The sequence below is a fragment of the Flammeovirga kamogawensis genome (genome assembly GCF_018736065.1).
In the GTDB taxonomy this organism is placed as follows: Bacteria; Bacteroidota; Bacteroidia; order Cytophagales; family Flammeovirgaceae; genus Flammeovirga; species Flammeovirga kamogawensis.
In genome coordinates this window covers 3286788-3302743 of the sequence record NZ_CP076128.1, presented here as the reverse complement: position 1 = coordinate 3302743, position 15956 = coordinate 3286788, and the positions used below count along the sequence as shown (strand labels likewise).

The 15956-nt window shown below is 29.8% G+C and carries 17 protein-coding genes; 12 read left to right on the top strand and 5 right to left on the bottom strand.

The genetic code is table 11. From position 1 onward, the window contains the following. Positions 1–23: 23 nt before the first annotated feature. The 11 genes from KM029_RS13170 to KM029_RS13130 all read left to right on the top strand — a co-directional run bounded on the left by KM029_RS13170 (position 24) and on the right by KM029_RS13130 (position 10059). Positions 24–1208 (top strand): HlyD family secretion protein, encoded by a 1185-nt coding sequence (locus KM029_RS13170; protein WP_144073705.1) that lies wholly within the window; start codon positions 24–26, stop codon positions 1206–1208. Between the two features lie 41 nt (positions 1209–1249). Beyond that, the gene (locus tag KM029_RS13165) at positions 1250–3436 is read left to right on the top strand and encodes a peptidase domain-containing ABC transporter (protein ID WP_317130448.1); all 2187 of its coding nucleotides are present in this window, start codon (positions 1250–1252) and stop codon (positions 3434–3436) included. Positions 3437–3455: 19 nt separating this feature from the next. Then, positions 3456–3719 (top strand): HTH domain-containing protein, encoded by a 264-nt coding sequence (locus tag KM029_RS13160; RefSeq protein ID WP_144073704.1) that lies wholly within the window; start codon positions 3456–3458, stop codon positions 3717–3719. 1 nt (position 3720) lies between these two features. Further along, on the top strand, positions 3721–5058 hold the full coding sequence (locus tag KM029_RS13155) for a TolC family protein (RefSeq protein WP_158631053.1): 1338 nt from the start codon (positions 3721–3723) through the stop codon (positions 5056–5058). Between the two features lie 178 nt (positions 5059–5236). Next, on the top strand, positions 5237–5401 hold the full coding sequence (locus tag KM029_RS13150; protein WP_158631052.1) for a hypothetical protein: 165 nt from the start codon (positions 5237–5239) through the stop codon (positions 5399–5401). 66 nt (positions 5402–5467) lie between these two features. Next, positions 5468–6196 (top strand): CPBP family intramembrane glutamic endopeptidase, encoded by a 729-nt coding sequence (locus KM029_RS27165; RefSeq protein ID WP_144073702.1) that lies wholly within the window; start codon positions 5468–5470, stop codon positions 6194–6196. After that, positions 6190–8127 carry a DUF6734 family protein gene (locus KM029_RS13140; protein WP_144073701.1) on the top strand — a complete coding sequence of 646 codons (1938 nt, stop codon included), beginning with the start codon at positions 6190–6192 and terminating at the stop codon, positions 8125–8127. Before KM029_RS27165 ends, KM029_RS13140 begins: the two co-directional genes overlap by 7 nt. Before the next feature lie 97 nt (positions 8128–8224). Then, positions 8225–8359 carry a hypothetical protein gene (locus tag KM029_RS27035; RefSeq protein ID WP_260412526.1) on the top strand — a complete coding sequence of 45 codons (135 nt, stop codon included), beginning with the start codon at positions 8225–8227 and terminating at the stop codon, positions 8357–8359. A 262-nt stretch (positions 8360–8621) separates the two neighbouring features. Then, positions 8622–9023: a helix-turn-helix transcriptional regulator gene (locus KM029_RS13135; protein WP_144073700.1), complete on the top strand. Its 402-nt coding sequence runs from the start codon at positions 8622–8624 to the stop codon at positions 9021–9023. A 3-nt stretch (positions 9024–9026) separates the two neighbouring features. After that, complete coding sequence (locus tag KM029_RS26940; protein WP_240050300.1) at positions 9027–9227, top strand: DNA cytosine methyltransferase; 201 nt, start codon at positions 9027–9029, stop codon at positions 9225–9227. Beyond that, positions 9217–10059, top strand: a complete 843-nt coding sequence (locus KM029_RS13130) for a DNA cytosine methyltransferase (RefSeq protein ID WP_240050299.1) — start codon at positions 9217–9219, stop codon at positions 10057–10059. The genes KM029_RS26940 and KM029_RS13130 overlap by 11 nt, the downstream gene beginning before the upstream one ends. Here the strand turns inward: KM029_RS13130 and KM029_RS13125 are convergent. From KM029_RS13125 to queA, 5 genes are all read right to left on the bottom strand, one after another. After that, positions 10056–10481, bottom strand: a complete 426-nt coding sequence (locus KM029_RS13125; protein WP_144073699.1) for a hypothetical protein — start codon at positions 10479–10481, stop codon at positions 10056–10058. The two genes, KM029_RS13130 and KM029_RS13125, sit on opposite strands and share 4 nt — an antisense overlap. A gap of 611 nt (positions 10482–11092) precedes the next feature. Beyond that, positions 11093–12364 carry a dihydroorotase gene (locus KM029_RS13120; protein WP_144073698.1) on the bottom strand — a complete coding sequence of 424 codons (1272 nt, stop codon included), beginning with the start codon at positions 12362–12364 and terminating at the stop codon, positions 11093–11095. Positions 12365–12557: 193 nt separating this feature from the next. Beyond that, positions 12558–12968, bottom strand: coding sequence for an ATP-binding protein (locus KM029_RS13115; protein WP_126617416.1), 411 nt, complete (start codon positions 12966–12968; stop codon positions 12558–12560). After that, positions 12961–13317 (bottom strand): STAS domain-containing protein, encoded by a 357-nt coding sequence (locus tag KM029_RS13110; RefSeq protein ID WP_144073697.1) that lies wholly within the window; start codon positions 13315–13317, stop codon positions 12961–12963. Before KM029_RS13110 ends, KM029_RS13115 begins: the two co-directional genes overlap by 8 nt. Before the next feature lie 138 nt (positions 13318–13455). Next, positions 13456–14502 (bottom strand): tRNA preQ1(34) S-adenosylmethionine ribosyltransferase-isomerase QueA, encoded by a 1047-nt coding sequence (queA, locus tag KM029_RS13105; RefSeq protein ID WP_144073696.1) that lies wholly within the window; start codon positions 14500–14502, stop codon positions 13456–13458. A gap of 186 nt (positions 14503–14688) precedes the next feature. Here queA and KM029_RS13100 point away from each other — a divergent pair, with 186 nt between their 5' ends. After that, positions 14689–15939 (top strand): ABC transporter permease, encoded by a 1251-nt coding sequence (locus KM029_RS13100; protein ID WP_144073695.1) that lies wholly within the window; start codon positions 14689–14691, stop codon positions 15937–15939. The last annotated feature ends 17 nt before the right edge of the window (positions 15940–15956 follow it).

The following is a 15956-nucleotide window of genomic DNA, read 5'->3' as shown; positions in this document are numbered from 1 at the left end:
AAACTAAAACTTATTTTTCAATAATGCTATTACCAAAAGAACTAATTAGAGTATTACTACCTAGCTATTATACTCAATTAAACAAATCTTCTAATGCTATCTATATCACCATTTTAATTTTAACTATTGTAGTTTTAGGGTGTTTACCAATTGTTAAAGTTCCTATTACGATACAATCGTTAGGCTTAATACGTCCAACTCTAGAAAAATTCGACCTTAAATCTCCTTTAACTGAAAAAGTATCTGAAGTCTACGTGAAAGATAATTCTGAAGTTAAAAAAGGACAGATATTATTAGTTTTAGATACAGCTGAATTATCTCTCAAAAGAGGTTTTGCCTTACAGCATTTTCAAATTTTAAATAAGCAATATAAAGATTTGATAGATCTCTGTAGGGAATCAAAAGAAATTCATGAACTAGAAACTAGTTATCCTTTAAGGACAAGGAATTACCTTAAAAAATACGATGAATTTTATAATGACATTCTATTATTACAAGAAGAAATAGAGCTAGCACAAAAACAATTTAATAGAAAAGCTATTCTTGCTAAAACGCAAGCTGTTCCTGAAAAAGATGTTGAAAATTCTGAAATTATTTGTAAAAGAGCAAAAACTAAACTTACTCTAAGATGGAAAAGAGCTCATTCAGAGTGGGCAATCGAATTAGACGATCATAAAATAAAACTTGAGAACTTAAATTCTGAAATTAAACAACTTCAGAAACAAATTAGTAAACATTATATTCGATCTACTGTAACTGGAATATTACAAAATTTTAATGGAATTCATGAAGGAACAATGGTGTTTACCAATCAGAACATTGGTGAAATAACACCTCATTCTGATCTAATTGCAGAATGTTATGTTTCTCCAAAAGATATTGGTTGGCTACAAAAAGATATGCCATCAATTATACAAATTGATGCTTACAACTACAATGATTGGGGTACTATAGAAGGAAAAGTTACTCAAGTATATCATGATGTTACAATACTTGATAAACAACCTGTTTTTAAAATAAAATGTCAATTTTCGAGAAATTACTTAACCTTATCTAATGGATATAAGGGATATCTTAAGAAGGGAATGACTTTACAAGCTAGGTTTGTAGTTACTGAAAGAAGTTTATTCGACTTATTATATGATCAAACTGATGATTGGTTAAACCCAATAAGAAATAAAAAAAACAATCGTGTAGCTAAGCTATAATACATTTACAAAAAACAAACTACTATTTTTCTCTTCTAAATATGAAAATGACTAAACTTAAAGTCAAGCAACGTGACATTACAGATTGTGGCGCTGCTTGCCTCCTCTCTGTATCTAGATTTTATGGAGCAGACTTTTCTGTGGCTAAAATTAGACAACTTGCTTCTACAGATCAGAAAGGAACCAACTTACTTGGACTTATTGAAGCGGCAAAAAAATTAGGATTTGATGCAAAAGGAGTAAAAGGCGATATGGATGCTTTACCTGATGCGACATTTCCTTCTATTGCACATGTTGTATTAGAAAATGGATTACATCATTTTGTAGTAATTACCAAAATAGATAAAAAAGAAGTCATTGTAATGGACCCCGGTGATGGGCAATATCATCATTACTCGTTAACCGATTTTGAGAAAATTTGGTCAGGTGTGCTTGTACTTATTACGCCTTCCATTTCCTTTGAAAAGAAAAATGAGACTATTTCTATTAAAAGTAGATTTTACGAACTAATCAGTGTTCATAAAAGCGTTGTATTACAAGCTATTATTGGTGCTTTAGTCTTTACAATATTAGGATTAAGTACTTCCGTTTATATCCAAAAAATTATTGATTATGTTCTTGTAGATGGTAATCGTAATTTACTTTGGTTATTAAGCGTAGGAATGATTGTCATTTTAGTATTCCAAACCATCATTGGTTACTTCAAAAGTCAATTAATACTCAGAACAGGACAAATGATAGATGCTCGATTGATTTTAGGATATTATCAACACCTTATAAAACTCCCTCAACAATTCTTTGATACAATGAGAGTAGGTGAAATAGTATCTAGAATTAATGATGCAGTGAAAATCAGAGCCTTTATTAATGATAGTGCTATCTCACTTATTATCAATATTTGTATCCTTATTTTTTCTTTTGTTGCCATGTTCATTTATTCATGGAAACTTGCGCTTATCATGTTACTGCTATTACCTGTTTCAGGAGGAATATACTGGTTTGTCAATTATAGAAATAAGAAGTATCAAAGAAAATTAATGGAAAGCAGTGCAGAATTAGAATCTCAATTAGTTGAGTCTATTGATGCTATCAGAACAATTAAGAGAATGGGTACAGAAGACTTTTCAAACCTAAAAACTGAAATTAGATTTGTTGATACACTAAAAAATGTCTTTAGTATTTCTCAAACAAATATTATTTCAGAAAATAGCACCCATTTTGTATCTATTATATTTACTGTGATTGTATTAGGAGTAGGAGCTAATTTTGTATTAGCAAAAGAATTAACGCCAGGTGAATTATTATCTTTCAATGCTTTACTAAACTACCTTACAGGTCCTGTTGCTGCTCTAATAGGTATGAATGCACAATGGCAAAATGCAAAAATTGCTGCTGATCGTTTATTTGAATTGCTTGACTTAGACAATGAACAATCTAATACAAATGAAGAACAAATAATACTTACTCCTAAAAAAGTAGGTGATATCCAATTACAAAATATCTCGTTCCGATATGGGTCTAAAGTCGATGTATTTAAGAATTTAAACCTCAAAATTCCTAAAGGGAAACTAACAGCAATTGTTGGAGAAAGTGGTTCTGGTAAATCAACTATCGCTGCATTAATTCAAAAAATTTATCCTATACAAGAAGGACAAATCTTAATTGGGGATATCAATATTAACTACATCACTAAAAAGTCATTGAGAAATATGATCGGTGTTGTTCCTCAACAAATTGAACTTTTTAAAGGGAGTGTTATTGAAAATATTGCTTTAGGAGAATTAAAACCAAATGTTGAAAAAGTAATTTCTATTTGTAAAGAACTAGGTATTATAAGTTTTATTGAATCTTTACCTAATGGCTTCCAAACTGAAATTGGAGAAAAAGGAAGTACTTTATCTGGCGGACAACGTCAACGTTTAGCCATTGCAAGAGCACTATATAAAAACCCTGAAGTATTAATATTAGACGAACCTACAGCTTCATTAGATAGTAAGTCAGAACAATATGTTCAAGAAGTTATTCATCAATTAATAGTACAAGGAAAAACAATTATTATCATTGCTCATCGACTTTCTACAATTCAACATGCTGATAAAATTATTGTATTAGACAAAGGGAAATTAGTCGAAGAAGGTATTCATTTTGAATTACTAGAGCAAAATGGAAAATATAATGACTTATGGGAGTCTCAAATGCCTAGAGAATTGAAAGAATTAACAGTTTAACTAACAACTAATTATAATCATGTTATTACAAAAACAACTAGCAAGAATTGAAAGAATTGACTTTTTAATTCGACGAAGAGCAACAGGGTCACCTAAAGCACTCGCTAATAAATTAGATATTTCAGATAGAACACTACGATCGCTACTAACTCAAATGAGAGAAATGGGAGCTGATATTTATTATGACTCACACAAAATGAGTTATAGTTATAAAAAACCTTATTGTTTTTTCTTTGGATTTATTCATGAAGAATCTGTTAAATCACTCAAGCAAATCAACTAAAATGAAAAAAAAATTAATACTCATTATCTTGAGTTGGTGTATATCCTTTTCATTATTTGCTCAATCTAATCATTCTTTGACACTTTCAGATGCTATAACAAAAGCATTAGAAAATAATTATGATATCCGCATATATCAACAGGATGTTTTAGATGCTCAGCAACAAAATACTTGGGGGAATGCTGGAAGGTTACCTCAAATAAATTTTTCAAATAGAAATAGAGGGACATCACAAATTAATCAACCGGCCTCTCCATTTTCACTAGAAGGTCAAAATGATAATATTCAGTTAGATGCTGCGATAGATTTACAATGGATACTCTTTAATGGTCAAAAAGTTAGTTTTCAAAAACAACAGTTAGAGAATCAAGAAAAATTGACCTCTCTTCAATATCGATCCTTAATCGAAAATAAAATCGAAGAAGTTGTTTTTCAATATTATAAAGTACTCTTGGAACAAGAAAAACTCAATGTATTAAGGACAATACAACTGAATGCAAGTTTAAGAATTTCTAGATTAGAAAAAGGTGTTTTACTCGGAGAGAATTCTAGATTTGAACTCACTAGAGAAAAAACAACTTACTTTACAGATTCCGTTAACTTAGTTGATCAAAAATTAACAGTAGAAAATGATCTAAGAGAGCTAAATTACCTACTTGGCGAACAACAAATTAATAAAGTTTTTCATCTATCAGATAGCCTTCAAGTACCAACATTAGAGTTATCTTCCTCCATTATTTTTGATAAGGTAAATACTCAAAATAGTCAGTTGAGAATTTCAAAATCAAAACTTGAACAAAATGAGATCGATATAAAACTTAATAAAACAACTAAAATCCCAACGATTTCATTAGAGTCAGGATATCAGGGAAATTTAAACTGGTTGACAGCAGGATATCCAACAATAGAAGGTGATATTATTACTCAAACAAATAAAGGACATTTATACGGAGGGTTTGTAGGTCTAAATATGACTATTCCCATCTTTAAAGGGGGGCAAAATGACCGTAAAATTCAATCATCAAAAATACAATATCATAAATCACATCTAGGGTTTGAACAAAAAAAATTAGATTTAAAGAAAGAATTTAATCAACTTTTTGCAAGCTATACTTATAACCAAAAAAAGGTACAAATAGGCTTACAAAGCCAACAAGCTGCAGCAGAAAACCTTCAACTTTCTCAAGCCCAATTAGATTTAGGGAGTATTTCTGCATTTGATTTTCGACAAGTACAAAATAGCTATATGAATGCGTCTCTAAATTATTTCAATGCACAATATGAACTTATCTTATCACAAGTTCGCTTATTAAAAATTTCTGGAGAAATTATAAAATAATCTACTCGCGGAAGTTTTTTTTCCGCGACAGTCTATACATTTACAATATCAAAATAAAGCTAGCTAACTAACTATTTGATGATCTACTTTTAAGGATACCGAAAATTAAAAGTTGAGCTAAATTATAGAGTAGGTAAAATAATACTAATTAAGAATTAGTAAAATATATTCTATTACGATGAGTTTAGAAAAATTTGGTCTAAAAGAACTAACACAAGATGAAAAAAAGAACACTATTGGTGGTGCTGACTATCATTGGTATAGTGGAAGTAATCCCTTAGTTTACTTTGGTTACGCAGTTTACAATGGTGGTGTTGCCATTTATAACGCATGGAATAATTAATAAGGTAATTTACTTGGGTGTTTTTTTATAAAAACATCCAAGTAATTCAATTATAAGAAATATGAAATGGAAAATATATTCCCTAATAAAATTTATCAAGCTATTCTTCTAATTATTGTACCTCTCATAATTAGTTCTCCAGTTTTTTTTATTCTAACGAAATATGATTTAGATATTGATTATTTTGTAAATATCTTTTTCACTACCTATTGTCTCTGTCTTATATTAATTCATTTTTTGATATCAATATTATTCAATTACCAAATCAGCTTTAGTATAAATATACCTAAAAACTCAAATGTTCTATTATTATCATTATTCATTATAAGTTTTCAAATTGGTATACATTTCCCTTTAATAGAATTTACACAAGATATCAGTACTAATTATGAATTTTCACCTTTACACCTTATTGGGGCTTTAATACTCGCTCCTATTTTTGAGGAGTATATTTTTAGAGGTATAATCTTAAATGGTCTTTTAAGCAAATTTTCTAATTTTTGGGCAATAGTAATTACAAATGTGATTTTCTGCATAATACATTTATCTGTTAATCAGTTTTTTGGGGCTTTATTTCTTGGCATCTTCATATCATTAGTTTTCATCAAGAATAAAAGTCTTGGGACTTGTATTTATTTACACTTTCTCTCAAATACTATAGCATTTTTACATTATTATTTAAATATTAATTACAGTATAAGTATTCTAATTAATGGACTTTTTGCTATTATATTTTTTACAATAATTGCAATGAATATTAAAAGCCTATTTACTAACGACGAAACGACATGTTAAATATCATACAAACTTATTGGAATGCTAATAATTCTTCTGATCCTATTTTGAATGATGGAGGTTTTTTATGTCCAGAAATTCATTGGATGTCATGGGCATTATCTTGTTCTCAACTTAATAAATTCTACTCAAAAGTTGACTTACATACAGACTACAAAAGTTCTGAGGTATTTAAAGCCCTAAAAATCCCATATAATAAAATTCATTTATCACTTGAGAGTGAGGTAATGAAAAATATGGACAGTAGATTATGGGCTTACTCTAAATTACATACTTATAGTTTACAAAAAGAAGCATTTTTACATGTAGACGGTGATGTTTTTATATGGGAAAAATTTGATGAAAAACTACTACATAGTAATATTATTTGCCAAAATGTTGAAGAAGACTTAAACATATACAAATTCACACTTAAAGAAATTAAAAAAATAAATAAGTTTCATCAAGGTTGGATTGATGTAGAAAGAAAAATTAAAGCTTTAAATGCAGGTATCATAGGAGGCATTGATATTGATTTTTTTAAAGAATATACAAAATTAGCTTTTGATTTTTATAATGAAAATAAGCATTTATTCAATCAACTTACTTCTGTAAATAATATAAATGTAATATCTGAACAATATCTACTTTACCAATTAATTGAAAAAAAGAATAAAACATATTCTTTATTATCAGACAAAGTGATTGAAACTACTGAAGATTTTCACCACTTTGTTAAAGTTCATGAAATACCATACAAAACAAAATATTTACATACATTAAGTAAAACAAAACAACAGGAATACATTTGTAATTTTATATCATTTGCGTTAAGAATTGAATATCCAGAAATATGGGAACATATTGTATTATACTTCAAGGAAAATAATATTTTAAGTTCTTACTTTAAAAGACATTTAAAATGTTTAGAAAATGAAAACGTTCTTATAGAGCCAGGTAAAGTAGACTTTAAAAAATCATACTCAAAAACCATTAAGTTGTCAGAACTAACTTGTTTAGAATTTAATGAAAAGAATCAATCCTCTATTCAAATTAATCCTGTTATATTAGATAGTTACAATCAAGAAAACATTATTAATAATTTAAAAAAACGTTCTTATAAAAAAAATTGTAATTCAAATATACCCTGGTTATTTTATTCGGAAAATGACATTCTCGATTCTTATTTTCTAAAAAAGTATATAAAAGTAACGCCGTTTCATGATATATTTCTTGAGAAGTATAATATTCAAGATGGAGGAATTTTAATAAAAGATAATAAGATTGTGAAAGCAAACATTCATAATCAGATAAAAATTACTTTTACTGATTTATACTATTATTCAACTCACACATTAACAATTGATCCTATTTTACTTAATATCATTGAAGAGGCTAAAAAGCGTCCAATGAAGGTGGAGGAAATAATGAAAAAATATTTCTTTCAAAATGAAAGCAAAAAATTCTTCACAAATATCTTAAGGATATGGATTAATTATGGTCTTATCACACTGTCAGATAATAGGAAAGATTTTATTAATAGTCCTACTTCTAAATTTTATAATCAATACAAAGATAAGTATTCATCCAACACAAAAAACTGTTTATTAAAATATTTAGATTTAACTGAACTGGACTATAACCGTGGTAAAATACATAAAATTAAAAGTATCAAATCAGCAATATCAATAGCTGAACTCATTAACATATTAAAAAAAATAAACTTGAATGCTCAAGCTGTAAAAGGTACCATGGAAAGTCTAAATAAAATACCATTACCTATTATAGCACTAATTCAACCTCTAAATTATTCTACACAATTTGTGATCATAACATCTATATCTGAAGACAATATTATTATTTATAATCCTATTTATGATATGTACGAAACATATAACAAAAATTACTTCAAGAAATTATGGGATGGCGTATTAATTTTCATTCAAAGTTAAATTAAAATCTAAAGTGGAAGTTTTATTTCCGTCAACACATATATCTTTACATTGAACACAATGTTTTTTTAATAAAACAATTAAATTTAAATCAATTATGAAAAGTTTAAAGAAACAGAAATTTGAAGAACTAAAGCATGAAGATTTAGTCAAAGTAAATGGTGGGTACTTTCCTGCGACTAAAGAAGTTTGGGAACGTATTGAGTACTATGCAAAATTATTATTAGCATAATAATAATTTTGCATAGTACTCTGTTTTCGGTAAATCACTACCGATCTATGATCCAATAATTAAATTATTGGATCTTTTTATATTTGGCAATTATCAAAACTGTTCCAACAAAAAGTTATCAACTAGATTTATATAAAAAATATCACCTTGGACCTGCTATATTTGATTGGACATCAAGTTAAGTCTTAAATAATTATCTTTAATTATGAGAAAGAAAGACTTATGATAAAAGTTTAAAGACAGAGAACTAACAACCAATATCATGCATTTAATGCAACAGAATGAACTTATTAATGAAGAATTATTACAGATTGATACTTCTTTAGATAATGCCAATAAGAAAAAGATAAGATCTATTGTATACAACTTACAAAACGCTAATCAAGGAGAAGTTTGGAAAGAACTAGAATATAGGTTTGAACAAGTACATGCTGATTTTTTTGATAAATTACATCAACAATTTCCTAGTTTAACACCCAATGAAAAGAAGCTTTGTGCTTATCTAAAATTAAATTTAAGTACTAAAGACATTTCAAATATTACACATCAGAGTATGAAATCAATACAAATTGCGAGGTATAGACTTAGAAAGAAATTTGAAATAAATAATACTGATATTGATTTTCAAACCTTCTTCGATAATATATCCTATAGCAAAAAATAAGATTTGAATATACCACAGCAATCTATTAATATCGTAGTTTCATTAAGAAGTAGTTGTAGTATTTTCATGAATATTAAAGGATTAAAATTTATAGATTTGTTTGCTAGCATTGGAGGATTTCATCAGGCCTTAACCTCATTTGGAGCAGAATGTGTTTTTGCTTCTGAATGGGATAAATATGCCTCTGATACTTATGAAGCATAACTATCACATTAAGCCTCATGGAGATATCACATTGATTGATGAAAAAAAAAATCCACAACATGACATCTTATGTGCTGGTTTTCCTTGCCAAGCTTTTTCTGTTTCTGGAAAACAAAAAGGGTTTGAAGATGCGAGAGGAACACTCTTTTTTGATATCGCCCGTATTGTAAAATTTCATCAGCCAAAATTCTTATTTCTTGAAAATGTCAGAAACTTTGAGAAACATGATGGGGGCAATACAATAAAAGTCGTACTTAACACTTTAGATGAATTAGGTTATCAAGTGTACTACAAAGTACTCAATGCTTCTGACTTTGGGTTACCTCAAAACCGAAAAAGAATTTACTTTGTTTGTTTTAGAAAAGACATTCCAATAGTTCATTTTTCTTTCCCTAAACCCCAAAACAACACTATTGCATTACAATCTTTCTTAGAAAAAAAGGCTGATGCTAAAATTGTCACGAGAACAGATATTGATTTTTATAAGAAATATCAACCTAAAAAAAATAAAATAGGAGAGGATATTCTTCCTAACAGACCTATTCAGATAGGGCGTGTAAACAAAGGTGGGCAAGGAGAAAGAATTTATGATATAAGAGGGCATGCAATCACATTATCAGCCTATGGCGGTGGAGTAGGTGATAAAACAGGCTTGTATAAGGTAGGAAATAAAGTTCGAAAACTTTCTCCTAGAGAGTGTGCTAGAATTCAAGGTTTCAGTGATGATTTTAAAATTATCTCTGCTCACAATCAAGCTTATAAACAATTTGGTAATAGTGTGGCGATTAATGTCTTAAAAGCAATACTACAAGAAATCACCAATTTGAATTAATTGTTCTTTTTAAGCTGTTTAAAGAATTCTTCTGATAATTCACTACTAATTAACTCATACTCTTTGATAGTCATTGGTTTTACACTCTTAATCAACCTTATAGTACTTGAACTTCTAAAATAACGTATATCAATCAAGGTATCTTCAAATTGAAAAGTAGAGTAATTCCAGTCATATAAGTCGTATTGTTGATCTAGAACATCTCCATAGTGTGCAATGCTATCTACTACTTTAAAATATTTTGCATGAGCATCATGGTAAGTCTTGAAATGAGCTTCTTCCAGATAAAATTCTTGTCCTTTAATCGTCAAGTGTTTCTGCCAAGAAAGTTTACCATAGTTAATTAAGCGTTTATCATTGAACTTTATCCAATAGAAAACAAAACCTAAAATGACTGCAATAATTAATAATGTAAAAAGCATATCAATAAAAGATTATAAGCAGTGATACCATTAAAATCTATTCTTTAAGTTAATTCTTTTTCTTAGAATATTCTTCGAAAGAAAATCTTATTAAAATAGTATCTTTATAAAAAGATATTTATTTGAAAATTTCTACGAGCTAACTGTTAAACCAAACTCCAATTCTATTAAGAAGTATTTTCTATATTGATCATGCATATTCTACACAAAAAAATTAAAAGTTATTATTTCCTTTTGTTCGTGCTATTTTTCAGTTTGGCTTTCGTTCTGAACAATTGTTACAGACCATATATCTACACTAATAATATTAATGATTTTGGTTTAGCAGATATGGCTAGTAATCTCTTTTTCTTCCCGATAGGCTGTACTTTTTTTGGATGTTTTCAAAATCCATTAAGAAGAAAAAAAAATGATGTGATTATCTCCTTTGTGTTACTCTCTTTACATGAATTATTAAGCTACTTTATCCCTTTTTTAGGCATCTTTAATGTCAAAGATATTTCAGCTCTTTTTATTGGGGCAATAATCACTTTTTATATTCAAAAAAACACCACTACAAATGCTCTAAAACATTCATAATGGTGTTTTCAATATATCTTTTAAAAAGGAAACTAAGCCTTCACTAATTGCCCTTTGTTGACAATCGCTACTGCTTTACCTTTTAATTCTTTTCCTATAAATGGAGAATTATCTGATTTTGATTGAATATCATTTTCTGTAAAAGTCCAAGAAGTTTCTGGAGCGAATACTGTAAGACAAGCTTTTGCACCTTCCTCTAATTTTGGTTCTTCAACCTTTAAAATTTTTCTAGGTGATGTTGTCAATTTATCGATGATGAGATCTACAGAAATATCTTTTGGTAGGTTCGAAATGATAGAAGCAAAAGCTGTTTCTAAACCTATAATACCTGCATCAGCTAAATCAAATTCTAAACGTTTAGATTCTGTATCTAAAGGTGTATGTGATGATACAATTGCATCAATAGTTCCATCTTTAAGTCCTTCCCAAAGTGCTTCTATATCAGCTTTTGATCTAAATGGGGGAGTTACCTTTTTAAAAGTATCAAAATCAGAAAGGTCTTCGTCTGTAAATGCTACCTGATGTGCAACAATATCACATGTTACTTGTAAGCCTTCTGTTTTTGCCTTACGAATTAAATCTACAGATTCAGCTGCAGAAATATTTGCAAAATGTACTCTTCCTCCTGTATAAGTTAGTAAAGAAAGAATTTTTTGAATAGCTAGCCATTCTGCAACATTAGGAATACCTCTTGTACCCATCAAAGTACTTGGAATACCTTCGTTCATATGCCCATCATTATTTAGCGTCTTTTCATCAGCTAATTCAATCATAAGCCCATCAAAACCTTGCATGTACATAATAGCTCTTTTAACCACACCCAAATGCCATGAAGAATGGGTCCCATCTGTAAAAGCTACTGCTCCTGCATTGTACATATCAGTAACTTCATTCATTTCTTCTCCTTTACAATCTTTAGTTAAAGCTCCCATAGGGTGCAATTGCACAGGTTGAAATAAACTCATTTGCTTTACAAAATGAATACTTTCTTTGGATTGAATAACAGGTTTAGTATTGGGTAATGTTGCTACATCTGTAAAACCGCCAAAAGCCGCAGCTTTACATAAAGAAGCAATATCTTCTTTAAACTCTTCTCCAGGCTCATTAAGAGAAGACCTCATATCAAACCATCCTGTAGAAACCCAAAGGTTGTCTCCGACAATATTCTCTGCATCAGGAGCATCTATACTAGAAGTAGAAATTGTTTGGATAGTTCCATCTTTAATTAAGATAGATACACTTTTATTATGGTAAGGTGATGTTGTGTTTGAAACTCGAACATTGCTAAGCAAAACTTCTTTCATGGCGATATAACTCAAAAAGATCTTCTAAATTTTTTCTTGGTTAATGCACTTCAGATACGGAGTGTATCTAGAAATAAGGAGTAACCGAACAAATGTAAGATCAAAAAATTATTTTATAAATATTTTAGTCGAAACAAATTATAAAAATAAAAAAAAGAGACATTTTTCAATGTCTCTTTTTTTAAAAATGAATTCAAAGCTGTTTAACTAGCCTACAGACCTGATGGTCTCCAACTTGTACAACTTGAACTGCATCCATAATATTTTTTACTAATCTTAATCCCATTCCACCTTTACGATGTTCTTTAATTACATCATTAATAGTTGGGGATTGATAGGCTTTAATATCAAAAGCTTCTCCGTCGTCTTTAATCTCAATAACAACACCTTTAGTATCAATAGTTGTTGTTACGGTCACTTCAATTTCTTTGGTAGCATCGCAGTTGTTAGAATGAATCATTCTATTCGCACAAACTTCATCTACAGCTACAACAATCATGTCTCGTTTAGAAATAGGTACACTGTATCCCTCCAATGACGAAAGTATAAACTCTCGTATCGTATGTAAATTGGCGGTTTCACAGTTAACTTTGGTTCTAAACATTACTGCTTTGAATAATTTTTGTGGCTTCTTCTTTATTTGCTGCCAAGTTTAAAAATTGATCTACACCTAAGATTTCTAATACACTTCTAATGTTGGCTCCTACATTGTAGAGTACCATTCCGATTTTTTCTGTTTCTATTTCATCTAATCTAGATGTAAAAACACCAATACCTGCAGAAGAAATGTATGTTAACCCTGCGCAATTGATTAGTAACTTCTTATCGCCACGATCAATGCATTCCTGAAGCTTAGTATCTAAATCTACAGAAGAACTTGCATCTAATTCACCGACGACATCAATAAAAGTGTAATCATTTTCTTGTACAACATTAACGTCAACTTTGGTCATTCTATATACGGTTTAACTTCATTAAGGTTTCCCTTAATGCGATTTTTTTTTACATTTTTTTAAAAAACATACAATAAAGGTTATAGAACCCTAATTCTATACACTCTATTGTATGTTTAATTTACAATATTATTCTAATTAAAGAATCAACATTGCGTCACCGTAACTTAAGAAACGGTACTTTTCTTTTATTGCTTCTTCGTAAGCCTTCATCATTAAATCATAACCACCAAAAGCTGCAGCCATCATTAACAAAGTAGATTTTGGTTTATGGAAACCAGTTACCATAGAAGATACAATTTTAAAGTCGTAAGGAGGGAAGATAAATTTATCAGTCCACCCTTCATTTGCTTTTAATGTATTAGAAGCAGAAACAGATGTTTCAAGAGAACGAAGAGCAGTTGTACCAATAGCACAAACGTTTTTCTTCTCTCCTAATGCTTTGTTTACAACATCAACAGTTTCTGCACCTACTTCGTAGTGTTCAGAATCCATTTTATGTTTTGTCAAATCTTCCACATCTACATCTCTAAAAGCACCTAAGCCTACGTGTAATGTAATTGGAGTCATTTCTACACTCTTAATTTCTAAACGTTTAGCAATTTGAGGTGTAAAGTGTAAACCAGCAGAAGGAGCTGCAACAGCACCTTTCTTTTCTGCAAATATTGTTTGGTAACGGTCTCTATCAGAAGCTTCTGCTTCACGCTCTAAATCTCTTGGAATAGGTGTTTCTCCTAATTCCTCAATTGTTTTGTAGAATTCTTCATCTTCTCCATCTACTAAGAAACGGATAGTTCTACCTCTTGATGTTGTATTGTCAATAACTTCAGCTACTAAGCTGCCATCACCGAAATACAATTTATTACCTACACGGATTTTACGAGCAGGATCTACTAAAACATCCCATAAATGAGATTCTTTGTTTAGTTCACGAAGTAAGAAAACTTCAATTTTAGCACCTGTCTTTTCTTTATTACCATAAAGGCGAGCAGGGAAAACTTTGGTATTGTTCATTACCAAAACATCGCCCTCATCAAAATAATCTACGATGTCTTTGAACATTTTATGTTCAATTTTGCCTGTAGCACGGTGAAGTACCATCAAACGAGACTCATCACGATTTTCCGCTGGATATTGAGCGATTAGATCTGTTGGTAGATCAAACTGAAATTGGGATAGCTTCATGGAATGAAATTACGTATTATATTCTATCTATAAATATCGATATATGTCTTAACTTTACTTAATACACACAAAATGCGTACCTTGAAAATCAAGACGGTAAATTTAACAAATAAAGATTAGATAATTTCCAAACAATCTTTTAGATACAGGTTTTATTATCAATTTTCTATCATTTTTTCGATAAACATGCTTTTTCTAAGACTTTTTTTTGAAAGTTTTCGGTTTGCAGTACATGCACTGAAAGAAAATATACTAAGAACAATCCTCTCATTACTAGGAGTTACGATTGGTATTTTTGCAATTATTGCCATATTCACTTTAGTGGATGCACTCAATAATGGTATCCAAAGTAGCTTATCAGTTTTTGGTGATAAAGTTGTTTATGTTGGTAAATGGCCTTTTTCTTTTGGAGAAGGGGAGTACCCTTGGTGGAAATATTACAGAAGACCTAGTCCTAATGAAAGTGAGTATAAATTTATTCAAGACAATGCCAAGTGGGTTAAATCAATTGCAATTTACGAAGCAAAAGGTGGTAATACTTTTCAATACAGAAACAATAGTTTTGAGGATGGTAAAATTGTAGGAGCTTCTTTTGAATACAATAAAATCAATTCAATGCCTATTGGAGAAGGTAGATACTTCACTACCAATGAAATGTCTGCTGGTGTACAAAAAGCTGTTATTGGTTTTGAAGTAGCTCAACAATTGTTTCCAAGAGGAGATGCATTAGGGAAAATGATCAAAACAAAAGGACAAAAATTTCTAGTTATTGGTATTTTCGAAAAACAAGGTGAAAGTTTAATACCTACACCTAGTAATGATGAACTCGTTTTAATTCCATACCATTCTTTTATAAAAATATATGCTTCTAAAGGCAGATGGGTATCTACCAATCTTATTGCTAAAGGATACGATCGTGATACTGATATGGGAGAAATTTTGGCAGAATTAAGAGGTTTATTACGAATTAAAAGAGGGTTACGTCCTAAAGATGATGACAATTTTGCATTAAATAGAACAGATGCTATTGTTGAATTTATTGATAAAATAACAGGATCTTTAAAAATTGCTGGAGGTATTATAGGTATGTTTTCTATACTTGTAGGTGGGTTTAGTATTGCTAATATTATGTTTGTTTCGGTAAAAGAGAGAACATCCCAGATTGGCATTCAAAAGGCACTTGGTGCTAAAAACTATTTTATTCTATTACAATTTTTATGTGAATCTATGTTTTTAAGTTTCTTTGGTGGTATAGGTGGTTTATTTTTAGTCTCCTTATTGTCACTACTATCAACAGATGTTTTTGTGATAACCTTAAATTTCCAAAACTTGGTTATTGGATTAGGTATATCTGCTTTTGTTGGAATTATTTCTGGATTAGCTCCAGCAGTATCTGCTGCAAAAATGGACCCGGTTGAAGCTATGAGAGCATCTTAAAAAAACTAGAATATAGC